The organism is Caldimicrobium thiodismutans, from assembly GCF_001548275.1.
Lineage (GTDB): Bacteria > Desulfobacterota > Thermodesulfobacteria > Thermodesulfobacteriales > Thermodesulfobacteriaceae > Caldimicrobium > Caldimicrobium thiodismutans.
In genome coordinates, this window is the sequence record NZ_AP014945.1 from 1627974 (window position 1) to 1640330 (window position 12357).

A 12357-nucleotide genomic window follows, 5' to 3' on the forward strand; every position below is an offset into this window, starting at 1 on the left:
ATTTTCCAAGAAGGGAGGTTTTTTATGGATTTTTTAAATAAGAAATATCTTTTTACTCCAGGGCCAGTTCCTGTATCACCACGAGTTCTTCTCACACAGGCTCAGCCCATGACCCATCACAGATTGCCTGAGTTTTCTGAAGTTTTACGGGAGATCCGTGAGGATTTAAAATATCTTTTTCAGACTCAGAGGGAGGTCTATTTTTTTGCTTCTTCTGGAACTGGGGCAATGGAAGCAGCCATAGTGAATCTTTTTTCTCCTGGAGATAAAGTTATTGTGGTTGAAGCTGGAAAATTTGGAGAGCGCTGGAGAGAACTTGCGGAGACCTATGGGTTAAATCCTGTTGTTCTTAAGATAGAATGGGGTCAGGCTATTAAACCTGAGCAGGTTGAAAAGGCTCTTAAAGAACATCCTGATGCAAAGGCAGTTCTTATGCAAGCCTGTGAAACTTCCACAGGAGTAAAACATCCAGTTAAAGAGATTTCTGAATTAACTCGTTCCAAAGAGACTTTACTTGTAATTGATGCAATAACAGCTCTTGGGGTATATCCTTTGCCTATGGATGAGTGGGGGCTGGATGTAGTTATTACAGGTTCTCAAAAGGCCTTAAGTCTTCCTCCTGGACTTTCCTTTATAGCTTTTTCAGATAAGGCCCTATCTTTGGCAGAAAGTTCTAAACTTCCCAAGTATTATTTTAATCTGGCTAAGGAGAGAAAGGCCTATACTAAGGACACCACTGCCTTTACCCCAGCTATCTCCCTTTTGCTTGGTCTGAAAGAGATGTTGAAGCGTGTGAGATCCCTTGGCCTTGAAAAAATTTTTAAACATTGCTCAGCCCTTTCCTTAGCTTGTAGAAAAGGTGTCTCAGCTCTCGGTTTAGAAATTTTTCCTGAAGTTCCCTCAGAGTCTTTAACTGTAGTTAAGTCGCCTCAAGGATTGAATACAGGTGAATTTTTAAAATTTTTGAGGGATAAATGGGGGATTCTTTTTGCTGGGGGTCAGGACAAGCTTAAAGGAAAAATTTTTAGAATTACCCACATGGGAGATCAATCCCCCTTTGATTTGATGGTTGCTCTTTCTGCCTTAGAAATGGGCTTGAATCTTTTTGGAATAAAGATTCCCCTCGGGGCATCTCTTGTATCTGCAGAAGAGATCCTAATGGAATATTTAAAAAATGAAGGAGTATAAAAAAGAAGATTTTTCTAATATAAGATTACATTTTCACGAGGAAAAAGAGTGTGAAAAAGGCAAAAGATTTAAAGCGGATACATAAGGTCAGGATCCATTAAAGCCTTATCTCAGAGAGAAGAAGTTTTGCGCAAGATAAAAGCACCTGTTTAGCTTGAAAAGTATGGAATAGCGCAAATTTCTTAATTTGAAATGGTATTATTAATGCTTAAGTTCACATCCTTACAAGAAAAATTTGGGTTGAATATAGGTGCAAATAATTATTTGCCTCTACCAAGGGTTTTAAAATATTGTTATAGGGGAGGCTTTACAGGTTAATATTACAAAAATAATCCAATTTATCTACCCAAAAAGAGGTAGATTTAAGTCTCAAACAATATGGACTTATGCAAAACCTCTTGTTTTTTTTCATTTTTCTTTTAAGTTTTGAGATTAAGGGGGAACTTTTATGCAAAGGGCTAAAAAAAGTATCATATCCAAAGTAGCCTTAAAGGAAATGTTAATTAGGGATCTCCCTGAGCTTTTAAAGGAAGATCCCCTTCTTAAGGATTATGTAGCAAGTCTTTTCAAAGAAAATTTTGCTGACAAAAGAACCACTGAAGAAGAGATTAAGGCCCTTTTAGAGGAGATTAAGAACCTAAGAATTGAGAGTGAAAAAAGATGGGAAGAACATTCAAAGAGGCTTGAGGAACATTCTCAGATACTGAAAGAGCATTCAAAGAGGCTTGAGGAGCATTCAAAGAAGCTTGAAGAACTCTCTCAAGGCAATAAAATCCTGATGGAAGAAATCCTTGCCTTAAGAAAGAGACAGGATGTGCAAATTAGTGCCCTTGGGGCAAGATGGGGAATTAAATCAGAGAAAACCTTTCGCAATGCGGTAAAAGGTCTTCTTGAGGAAACCTTTGGGGTTAAGGTAGAACATTATGAAACAACTGATTTAGAAGGTGAGGTCTTTGAAGGTTTTCCTGGAAAAAGGGTTGAAATTGACCTTATTATTAGAGATGGTGAGCTTATTGTAGCTGAGATTAAGTCTTCTGTTAGTCCTGGAGATGTTTTGCTTTTTGAGAGAAAGGTGAAGGTTTTTGAGAAAAAAGAAGGGAAAAAAGTCACAAGAAAGATAATTATTTCTCCTATGCTTGATCGTGAGGCAAAGAGCTTTTGCAAAAGTCTTGGAATAACCTTTTACACTGATGTCCCTGATAGAGAAGAAGGATTATAAGAGAAGCAAGAAATTTACAAGTTTTAGTTGAAAAGTATAGAATTCCATTGTCAGATTTATCAGATTATTTTGGAAAAAGTGGTCTTTCGCATAGGTTCTGATTATTTCAAGAAAAAAGAAGAGTGGAAAGAGGTGAAAGGTAAGAGGTGAAAGGGGAGAGTAGTGGGAGGCCCTTGCGTGTCTGCCAAATCTTTCTCTGTCTGCCCAATAACTTAAAGGAACATATAACAGGCAAACGCCACAAAGGGGCAAACACATAGGTTTGCCCCTACTAAAAAAATCCAATTTGTCTACCAAAAGAGGTAAATTTTAAGTCTCAAAAGATATGGACGCATACGGGTGCTTGAAAAAAGGTAAAAGTTGATTAAAATAACAAAAAGATGGAGGCCGTAGCTCAATGGTAGAGCACCGGGCTGTGGCCCCGGGTGTTGCGGGTTCGAGCCCCGTCGGCCTCCCCAGCTATTTAAAAGTTTAGACAAAAGCTCCGGGGTCGTCTAACCGGCAGGACATGGGACTTTGACTCCCAGAATCGTGGTTCGAATCCACGCCCCGGAATTATTATTTGGGAGGAGTGGCCGAGAGGTCGAAGGCGCTCGCCTGCTAAGCGAGTGCACGGGTTAAAAGCTCGTGCCGCGGGTTCGAATCCCGCCTCCTCCGTTTTTTAACTTTGTGTTCTTTTTGCCGGCGTAGCTCAATGGGCAGAGCGTGGGATTTGTAATCCCAAGGTTGAGGGTTCAAGTCCCTCCGCCGGCTCTTTTTTTTTAAAAAAATTATAAAAACTTCTTGACAAAAATAGATTAGATGCTACTTTTAAGGAAAATTTATAAGGGAGGGAATTTCTTTGGCTGGAATTATTGTAAGAGACGGTGAATCTTTTGAGCAAGCAGTCAAGAGATTTAAAAGACTTGTTGAAAAAACCAAGATTCTCTCAGAGGTAAAGAAGAGAGAATTTTATGAAAAGCCAGGGGTTAAGAGAAGAAAAAAGGTTCAGGCCGCTAAAAAGAAACTTATTAAAAAGCTTAAAAAGATTCAACAAAAATTAGAAGATTAATTAGTCTTAATTTTAATCAGTGTCTAAGGATTTTACCCTTTTAGACTGGGAAGGTCTTAAAGGGAGGCTTTTGCCCTATCTTAAAACGGAAGCCTCAAAAATTAAACTTGTTGATTTACAGCCAACTTTTTCTCAAGAAGAATCCAAAAGACTTAGAGAAGAAAGCGCCTTTCTCTGGAATTTATTTGAAAAAGGTAAGGGAATAGAACTTCCCTCTCTTCCCTCCCTTCAAAAGATTTTTGACGGAGCCCAAAAAAGAGGCTTTCTTTTACCAGGAGAGGTTTTTCAAATAGGTCTCTGGATTATGACCTCTCTTGAATTAAGAGATATCCTTAAAAATTCTCCTTTTTTATCTCTTTCCCGACTTTCAGATGAGCTATCTCTTCTATTAGAAAGGATAAAGGAGCTTTTTGATCTTGAGAGAAAGGAGATTAAAGATTCTGCAAGTTATCAGCTAAGAATTATAAGAAGGAAAAAAAGACTCCTTGAGGAGGAAATATTTTTAAAGCTTGAAGATCTAAAAGATAAATATTACAAACTGGGCTATCTTCAGGAACCCATCTATTTACAAAGAGAGGGTAGATATGTTTTACCAGTAAAACCAGAATATAAAAATAAAGTAAAAGGAATTTTGCAGGGGCTCTCCCAGAGCGGGGCAACTGTCTTTGTGGAACCTTTTAGCCTCATTCACATGACTAATGAGCTTGAAGAACTTGTCTGGCAGGAAGAAAGAGAAGTAAGTAGAATTTTGAAAGAGCTTACTGAGGAACTTTTTTCTTTTCAAGAAAGTTTTTTTAAACTTGAGGAATTTATGGTCTCTCTTGATTTGGCCATAGCAAGGGTTGAGCTTGGAAGAACTTATAGAGGCATTTTACCGGATGAGGAAAAGGCTTCTGAGCTTTTTATTGAAGAGGGTTTTCATCCATCGTTATTTTTTCGGGCACAAGAAAAGGAAAAGCCCTATCCTGTGACTAATAATTATTTACTGCGAGAGGCCCTTATGATCACAGGGCCTAATTTAGGGGGAAAGACCGTTACCCTTAAAACTATCGGGATCTCTGTTCTTATGGCTCAAAATGGTTTCCTTTTGCCAGCTAAGAAGGCTCAGATTCCATATTTTAAAAAACTTTTAGTTGATCTTGGGGATGAGCAGAATCTCTGGGAAGGCGAGTCCTCATTCTCTGCTCATCTTAAAAATCTTAAAAGGATACTTGATCTTGCAGATAAAGAAAGTCTTGTGCTTTTAGATGAGCCAGGGCGAGGAACTAATCCAGAGGAGGGTGCCCTTTTAGTTTGGGCAATTATAGAAGGTATCCTTGAAAAGGGTGCTAAAGTCATTATGACTACCCATTCTCATATATTAAAAGTTCTTGCCTCTCAGAGAAAGGAATTTTCCTTTGCCACGGTTGAGTTTAATCGAAAGACCTTTAGTCCCACCTATCGCCTTTTATATAATTATCTTGGAGATTCTCATGCCTTTGAATTAGCCAGACGGGTTGGTTTATCTGAAAGTCTAATTAAAAGGGCAAGGGATTTGCTCTTAGATAAAGATTATTTTAATCTTCAGGATAGATATGCTCAAAATATTGAAGCCATTGAGAACCTTAAAAAAGATTGGGAAGAAAAGGTAAGACTTTTAAAGGAGGAAAGAGAGGAGCTTTCAAAATTTAAGAAAGAACTTGAGAAAAAATATGAAAGGGCCATGGAGAAGCTTTTCGGAGAATGGCAGAGGGAATTTCGCACCTTTCTGGAACAGTTAGCTTCGGCTAAGTCCTCAAAAAGGGCACATAGAGAATTTCAAAAATTTTTAGAAGAAAGACATCTTCCCCGGATCTTTGAGGAAAGGTCCTTTCAGGAGGGAGAAAAGGTCTTTGTGAAATGTTTTGGTAAAGAGGGAACTATCCTAAAGATAAAAGATAAAACAGCCCTTGTGCTTTCAGGCCAGATGAAGCTTGAAGTCCCTCTTCAAGAGTTGAGACGGGAAGATATTAAAAATCCACCCAAACCCAGATATTCGGCTACCCTTTCTCATCCCCCCTCTTGCTCAAAAGAAAAGATACATCTCTTAGGTGAGGAGGTTGAAAGTGCCCTAAATCTTTTGGAAAGGAAATTAAATAGGTGTTTTTTAGAGGGAAAAGATCAACTTCTTGTTATTCATGGCCATGGAACAGGGAAACTTCGGCAAGCCATAAGAGATTATTTAAAGGTACACCCTTTGGTAAAGGCCTATGAAGAAGCACCTTCCTATGAAGGGGGTAGTGGAGCTACCTTGGTTTATCTGCATAAAAAAAATTGAAGCAATCTCTTGACCTTTTGATTTCTTATGTTAAAGAGTATGGAGGGCTAAGGTCCTGATCAAATGAGCCATACAAATCTTTTTGATGAAGTCAAAAGACATTTTGAGATAGTGAGTTTTATCTCTCAGTATATAAAACTTAAAAAGGTTGGCAAAAACTATGTGGGGTTGTGTCCCTTTCATGCCGAAAGGACTCCTTCTTTTACAGTCAATGGAGAAAAGCAGATCTTTAAGTGTTTTGGCTGTGGAGCTTCTGGAGATGTTGTCTCCTTTTATATGCGCATAAAGGGGCTTGAGTTTAAAGATGCCCTTATTGAGCTTGCTGAAAAGGCTGGACTTAAGATTGACCAGAGGGCTTTTACAGAAAAGCGCAAAGAAAAGGATTTGGTTGAGGTAAATTTTAAGGTTGCTAAAATTTATCAACACTATCTCTGGAATAGTCCCCTGAGTGAGAGAGCCAGGGCCTATCTAAAAAGCAGGAATTTAAGTGAAGAATGCGCTAAGACCTTTTATCTTGGCTATGCCCCTTCAGAAGGAAGATTTCTTGCCAGCATGCTTAGAACTCAGAAAATTGATCTGGACCTTGCGGTCTCTGCTGGCCTCTTGAAAAAAGGTGAGGATGGTTCTTATTTTGACCTTTTTAGAGATAGGCTAATGTTTCCTATTTTTAATGAGAAGGGTGAATGCCTTGGTTTTGGTGGAAGGGCCCTGGGGCCTGAAGCTGAACCCAAATATCTTAACACTCCAGAAAGCCGGATTTTTAAAAAGAGCGAGATTCTTTACGGCCTTTTTCAGAGTAAGGATTACATCAAAAAAGAGGGTAAGGTCTTTTTAGTTGAAGGATATTTTGATTTTCTCTCTCTCTGGGAAAGGGGGCTCAGAAATGTTGTCGCAACCTGCGGGACTGCCCTTACAGAAAAGCATATTCAGAAACTTAAACCCCTTGCGGATGATTTTTATCTCCTCTATGATGGAGATATCGCTGGTGCTAAAGCTTCTTTGAGGGCCCTGTCAATGTTTCTTAAAGAGGGAGTTTTCCCCCAAATAATTTCTCTTCCCGAGGGGGAAGACCCTGACTCTTTTGCACAAAAATTTTTAAAGGATCCTGAGGAATTTAAGAGAGAGCTATCAAAATTTCTTAAAGAAGCCACAGCCTTTGTTTTTGAATTTTATCGCTTAGAGTATCAGAAAAATCCAAGTAAGGTCTTTAATGAGGTTCTTGAGCTCTTTCAAGGAATATCTGATCCCGTTCTTCTACAAAGACTTAAAAGGGAACTCGCGTATTATTTTCAGGTTTCTGAGTCTGATATTGAGAAAAAACTGAGAAGACCTATGCAACGAGAGGTTAAACCTCAACTTGAGTCCCAATTAACCCGAGAGGAGTGTTTTATAAAAAATATTGCCCAATACTTAGTTAATTTTCCAGAGGATATCCCGGAGCTTGAATCCGCTGGACTTAAAAAGCTTCTACAGGAAAATTTTTCTTCCGGAATCTATCATCAATTTTTAATGAAAATCCTGGAGTTAAAGGCTGAAGGCTATACCTCTTTTTTAGAGGTGCCAGAGCCTTCCTTTCAGGAGATTTTAGGAGATCTTCTCTTTTCCCCTCCCTTTGAGGATAGAAAACAGGCCCTCGAAGATATAAAAAGATTCATCGGGGTTGAACTCCAAAAAAGGGAGATTTTGAAAATTGCAGAAAGACTTAAACTTCTTCAAAGGGCGGGGAAAAAAGAAGAGGTTGAAAGTTATTTACCACAAATAAATTCAAAACTAAGGCTTTGTAAAGATTTAAAAAAACATTAAAGGAGGGCAATTTATGAACCTCCAGAACCAGAAAACTTGCCTTTTTGAAGGGGAAGATTTTTTAGAAGAAGATTTTGAAGAGACCCTTCTTGAAGAAGAAGTAAAAAAGGTCAAAAAAGATGACTCTCTTAAAATTTACCTTTCTGAGGTCTTTAATCATAACCTTTTGTCTAAGGAAGATGAAATAAGAATCGGAAAGACCATTGAAGAAGGAGAAAAGGAGATCCTTGAGGAGGCATTTAAATATCCTACACAGATAATGAAATTTTACAGCCTCTTAAGAAAGCTGGAAAGAGAAAATAAACTATCTCAATATTTTAAGGACTATGAACTTCTTGAAAAAAAAGGTTCTTTTCGAGAAGCCTGGTTTAAAACACTGAGAGAGAAACTTCTGGAATTTTTAGAAGAAGAGTTAAAGGTTGATAGAAAAAGGCTTCTTGAGGAAATCTTTGGTTTAATTTATGAGGTGAGACCCACTAAAACCCTTCTTGATGAATTAACCTGTGAAATCTTGGAGGTTAAAAAGAAAGTTGATGACCTTGAGAGAGTTAAAATTAATTTTTCTCAAAATTTTAAAGACTTGAAAATTAACTTTGAAAAACTCATCTCTTTAAATGGAGCTAAAGGGAGATCAAGAGGCCTTTCTAAAAAGTTAAAAGAGGAGATAGAGGGGAATAAGGAATTGCAGTGTTTTCTGAAAGAGGCTGAAAGAAAAAAGAAAGAAGTTGAAATTGCCTTAGATTTTTTTGGTGAGCCCTTACCAAGTATTTTAGACTCTGCCCAGAGGATTCAGAAAGCCTTTTTTAAAATAAAACGAGCCAAAGAGGAATTGGTAAGTGCCAATCTTAGGCTAATAATTTCCATTGCCAGAAAATATGCCCCTAAGGGTTCTCTCCTTTCTGACCTAATTCAGGAAGGCAACATTGGTCTTTTAAGGGCAGTTGAAAAGTTTGATTATAGAAAGGGCTTTAAGTTCTCCACTTATGCTACTTGGTGGATAAGACAAAATATTACCCGCTATTTAGCTGAGAATACACGCACCATTAGGGTTCCTGTGCATATAATTGAAGCAATTTATAAAATAAGTAAGATCGTTTATACTAAATTCTATCAGGAATATGGAAGAGAACCTACCTTAGAAGAACTTTCTAAGGAAACGGGTTTATCAGTTGAAAGACTTAGTTATATCTTTAAGGTAATGAAACAGCCTATCTCCCTTGAAACCTCAGTGGGAGAAGAGGAAGACACTACCCTTAAAGATTTTCTTGAAGATCATAATATTCTCAGACCAGATGAAGTTACTTTTAATGTTGCTCTTTCTGAAAAAATTCGTGAACTTTTAAAGACCTTATCTGCTCGTGAAGAAAAGGTAATTAGACTGCGTTTTGGCATAGGAGAAAGAGAATCCTATACTTTGGAGGAGGTAGGACAAAAATTTGGGGTCACCAAGGAGAGAATAAGACAGATTGAATGTCATGCCTTAAGAAAACTCAAACATCCCAATAGACTTAAACTTTTAAAAAATTTTCTCTACCATGGAAGTTAACTTTACTCCTTTTGACGAAAAGAAATTAATCTACCTTTTACAAAAGGGTTTTCCCCTTACCTCAAGACCCTTTGATGAAATAGCCAAACATTTGCAGACAGAAGAAAAGCTTGTCCTTGAAGTGCTCAGAAGCTGGCAAAAAAACGGAAAACTTAGACAGATTTCTGCCATTTTTAATCCTCCTGCCCTTGGACATTCTTCCTCTCTTTTTGCTTTTAAAGTGCCTGAAAAGAATTTAAAAAAAGCAGAATCTGTTATCAATGCTCATCCTGGGGTAAGTCATAATTACTTACGGAACCATACTTACAATTTCTGGTTTACATTGGTCGTGCCTCCGGGTATGGATCTTTTAAAAGAGGCTGAATATCTATTAAAAGAAAGTGGAGCAGAAGATTTTCTCTATCTTCCCATAATCAAAGTCTTTAAAATCGCAGCTGTTTTTGATGTGGAATCTTTAAATAATTTTGAGGAAAATCCCTTAGAAAATAAGGACGAAATTTTTCCATTTTCTGAACTGGATAAAAATTTGGTTAAACTCCTTCAAGAACCTCTGCCTTTGGTACCTGAACCATTTAAAGTGCTTGCAGAAAAACTTGGGCTTAAAGAAGAGTTTATTTTTGAATGGTTAAATAATATGAAGGAAAAAGGGGCCTTGAGAAGATTTGCAGGTCTTTTTAGACATGTGAAATTAGGCTATAAAAGAAATATTATGGTTGCCTGGCTTGTGCCTGAAGAGCGAATTGTAGAAGTAGGTCAGAAACTCTCAAAATATACTTTTATTACCCATTGTTATCTGCGAAGGTCTTATCCCCACTGGCCTTATAATATTTATACTATGTGTCATTTTAAAGAAGAGGGTTTTGAAACTATTAAAAATATCTCTCAGGAACTTTCCCTTTCAGAGTTTCTTCCTCTGGAAACCTTAAGGGAACTCAAAAAGATAAGACTTAAACTCTTTTACACTAAGAATTGAAAAATTTATAAATATACTGCAAAGATATGTAAAGGAGTATAAAAGTTAAGATTAAGCGGATGATCCTCTGGGGAAATTTTTTTTGATATTTAGCACCTAAATAGATTCCAAAGAAGCCTCCCAGTCCAAATAGAAAACCCAATAAAAAGTCAGGCCCATGCCCACCAAGGGTATAGATAATTACTCCGAGAATAGAGGTTAAAAAGGTTCCAAAGAGGGTTGCTCCTGCAAAGATATAAGGTGGGATCTGAAAAAAGGCAAGCAGTAAAGGAGCCATTACAGCCCCTCCCCCAATGCCATAAATTCCTCCAACAACTCCGATGAGAAAGGCTATAAGTGATAAAAGGTAAGTATTAAGAGAATAAATCTTTCCTGCATATTCAAATTGAAGGGTGCAAATATTGAATTTTAAGGTTTTTACAGGTTCAGGAGAAAAGGAAGTTTCTTTTTTTGGAAAAAAAAGATCATAAAGAAGTTTAAGACCTATAAATAAGAGCACACTTCCCACAAGGAGTTTAAAATTTTTAAGATCCTGAAAATAGGAGATTCTTAAAAAATAACCTATGACCACACCAGGGAAAGTTCCTATAGTAATAATAAGTGTGAGAGGGTAATAAAATCTTTTCTCCCTGTAATAGCGATATACTCCCCCTGGAATGGCAATTATATTAAAAAGATGATTGGTTGCACTTACAGAGGGAGAGACAAAGTGTAAGATGCTCACCTGAAAAGGAAGTAAGAGGAAGGCTCCACTAACTCCTCCTGTGGCACAAAAAAAGGAGAGCACAAAGGAGAAAAGAGGCGGTAAAAAGATGTAGGTCTTAACTCCTGAAACTGGAAAATAAAATAGTAAACTTTTAAGCATTTTATCTTAAGCGCTGATATCTACGATTGCAATCTTCATACCAGGGGGCATTCTTTGGCCCTATTTCTAAAGCCTTTTGATAATTACTTTTAGCCTTTTGAAGATTTCCAAGTTTCTCATAATTTCTTCCGGCATAATAATAACTTGAGCCTTCAAAGGGTATAATTTTCTTTGCCTTTTCAAAATAAGCCACACTTCTTTCATAGTTATTTAAAGCAAATTCTGAGAGGCCACAGAGATAATGAGCAGAAAAGAGCTCCGGGTTAAATTTTAAAGCTTGAAAGGCATAGTCCCTGGCAGAAGAATAGTTTTTTTCCCTTAAATTTAGCTTAGCAAGATAAAGAAGGGCAGGCACATTTTTGGGATAAAGTTCAAGGGCTTTTAAGAAGTATTTTTCAGCTGTAGAAAAATCCTTTTCTCCAAAGGCCTTTTTACCTTTTTGACATTCTTCAAAGGAGGATTGGGTTGAAAGAAGCATATTTTTAATTTCTACAAATCTTGATGATCCCTTTATGAAAGCGCCACTTGGTTTGAAGGTCTCCATTCTTTCTTGCCAGTCTTTGATCCTGGTTTCTGGCAGAGGGTGGGTGGAGATCCACTCTGGAGGCCTTTTCTTTTCCATTTTTTTGAATCTCTCAAAGACTTTAAGCATACCCTCAGGAGAATATCCAGTTTTAAGTAAAAGAATAAAGCCTTCTTCATCAGCCTCTCTTTCCTGATCTCTACTAAACTTAAGACTCAAGAGCTCGGCTGAAACTCTTCCCAGTTGAAAGAGAAGCTCACCACTAAGATTTTGTGGAAGAAAGAGAGACCCAATCTGAAGAAGAACATTCAGAGCAAGCTGTTTTTCCACAAATCTGGCATGATGCCTTCTTTCAATATGACCAATCTCATGGGCAAGGATTCCTGCCAGCTCATCTTCATCTTCTAAGGTAAGAAAGATCCCTCTGGTTATAACAACTGGACCTCCTGGTAAGGCAAAGGCATTAACAACACCTGAATTAACAAGATGAAATTGATAGGGCACCTTTCGGGTTGAGTTTCTGGCTAATTTTTTCCCTATGGTTTGTATATATTCCTGAACCTTTTCTTCAGGATAGCTACCCTCAAATTCATCAAGGGAGGCCGGAAGATATAGATTCCCAAGTTCTATTTCTTTATCTTCAGGAAGGATTTTGAAAAATCCAAGAAAAGATTGCGAGGAATTATAAGAAAAGAAAACAAAAATAAAAATAAAGAAAAAAAATAAGATGAATTTCCCTGAGGTCTTCATGTAAAGATCCCCTAAGAAGAAAAATTAGTTTCTAAAAATTTTATAATACTCCCAAAAATTTTAAAGACAATGTTTGTGTTCATATCTTTAAATGATTTGTAGGGGATCAAAATTTTGAATCTCTAACATTTTTTTATATAATA

Annotated in this window: 9 protein-coding genes and 4 tRNA genes; 11 read left to right on the plus strand and 2 right to left on the minus strand. The window is 37.3% G+C overall.

Annotated features, from left to right (window positions below):
- The first annotated feature begins 24 nt into the window (after window positions 1–24).
- From THC_RS08115 to ahbA, 11 genes are all read left to right on the plus strand, one after another.
- Window positions 25–1188 carry a pyridoxal-phosphate-dependent aminotransferase family protein gene (locus THC_RS08115; RefSeq protein WP_068515932.1) on the plus strand — a complete coding sequence of 388 codons (1164 nt, stop codon included), beginning with the start codon at window positions 25–27 and terminating at the stop codon, window positions 1186–1188.
- Window positions 1189–1636: 448 nt separating this feature from the next.
- Window positions 1637–2407: a PD-(D/E)XK nuclease family protein gene (locus THC_RS08120; RefSeq protein ID WP_068515936.1), complete on the plus strand. Its 771-nt coding sequence runs from the start codon at window positions 1637–1639 to the stop codon at window positions 2405–2407.
- A gap of 383 nt (window positions 2408–2790) precedes the next feature.
- Window positions 2791–2865, plus strand: a tRNA-His gene (locus THC_RS08130).
- A 25-nt stretch (window positions 2866–2890) separates the two neighbouring features.
- Window positions 2891–2962 (plus strand) — tRNA-Gln (locus THC_RS08135).
- Between the two features lie 10 nt (window positions 2963–2972).
- Window positions 2973–3064, plus strand: a tRNA-Ser gene (locus THC_RS08140).
- 23 nt (window positions 3065–3087) lie between these two features.
- Window positions 3088–3160: transfer RNA gene (locus THC_RS08145), tRNA-Thr, on the plus strand.
- 88 nt (window positions 3161–3248) lie between these two features.
- Complete coding sequence (rpsU, locus tag THC_RS08150) at window positions 3249–3458, plus strand: 30S ribosomal protein S21 (RefSeq protein WP_068515942.1); 210 nt, start codon at window positions 3249–3251, stop codon at window positions 3456–3458.
- A gap of 19 nt (window positions 3459–3477) precedes the next feature.
- On the plus strand, window positions 3478–5754 hold the full coding sequence (locus THC_RS08155) for an endonuclease MutS2 (RefSeq protein WP_068515945.1): 2277 nt from the start codon (window positions 3478–3480) through the stop codon (window positions 5752–5754).
- 63 nt (window positions 5755–5817) lie between these two features.
- A complete protein-coding gene (dnaG, locus tag THC_RS08160) occupies window positions 5818–7557 on the plus strand; it encodes a DNA primase (RefSeq protein WP_068515948.1) in 1740 nt (579 codons plus the stop codon).
- Between the two features lie 13 nt (window positions 7558–7570).
- The gene (locus tag THC_RS08165; protein ID WP_068515950.1) at window positions 7571–9103 is read left to right on the plus strand and encodes a sigma-70 family RNA polymerase sigma factor; all 1533 of its coding nucleotides are present in this window, start codon (window positions 7571–7573) and stop codon (window positions 9101–9103) included.
- Window positions 9093–10076: a siroheme decarboxylase subunit alpha gene (ahbA, locus tag THC_RS08170; protein WP_068515952.1), complete on the plus strand. Its 984-nt coding sequence runs from the start codon at window positions 9093–9095 to the stop codon at window positions 10074–10076. The genes THC_RS08165 and ahbA overlap by 11 nt, the downstream gene beginning before the upstream one ends.
- Here ahbA and THC_RS08175 read toward each other — a convergent pair.
- Both THC_RS08175 and THC_RS08180 read right to left on the minus strand, forming a co-directional pair.
- Window positions 10066–10941, minus strand: coding sequence for a sulfite exporter TauE/SafE family protein (locus tag THC_RS08175; protein WP_068515955.1), 876 nt, complete (start codon window positions 10939–10941; stop codon window positions 10066–10068). The two genes, ahbA and THC_RS08175, sit on opposite strands and share 11 nt — an antisense overlap.
- A gap of 1 nt (window position 10942) precedes the next feature.
- Window positions 10943–12214: a M48 family metalloprotease gene (locus THC_RS08180; protein ID WP_068515958.1), complete on the minus strand. Its 1272-nt coding sequence runs from the start codon at window positions 12212–12214 to the stop codon at window positions 10943–10945.
- Window positions 12215–12357: the final 143 nt, after the last annotated feature.

Coding starts and splice junctions, on each gene's coding strand:
- ahbA (WP_068515952.1), top strand. CDS start 9,093: ATGGAAGTTAACTTTACTCCTTTTGACGAAAAGAAATTAATCTACCTT.
- THC_RS08115 (WP_068515932.1), top strand. CDS start 25: ATGGATTTTTTAAATAAGAAATATCTTTTTACTCCAGGGCCAGTTCCT.
- THC_RS08120 (WP_068515936.1), top strand. CDS start 1,637: ATGCAAAGGGCTAAAAAAAGTATCATATCCAAAGTAGCCTTAAAGGAA.
- THC_RS08175 (WP_068515955.1), bottom strand. CDS start 10,941: ATGCTTAAAAGTTTACTATTTTATTTTCCAGTTTCAGGAGTTAAGACC.
- THC_RS08180 (WP_068515958.1), bottom strand. CDS start 12,214: ATGAAGACCTCAGGGAAATTCATCTTATTTTTTTTCTTTATTTTTATT.
- THC_RS08165 (WP_068515950.1), top strand. CDS start 7,571: ATGAACCTCCAGAACCAGAAAACTTGCCTTTTTGAAGGGGAAGATTTT.
- dnaG (WP_068515948.1), top strand. CDS start 5,818: ATGAGCCATACAAATCTTTTTGATGAAGTCAAAAGACATTTTGAGATA.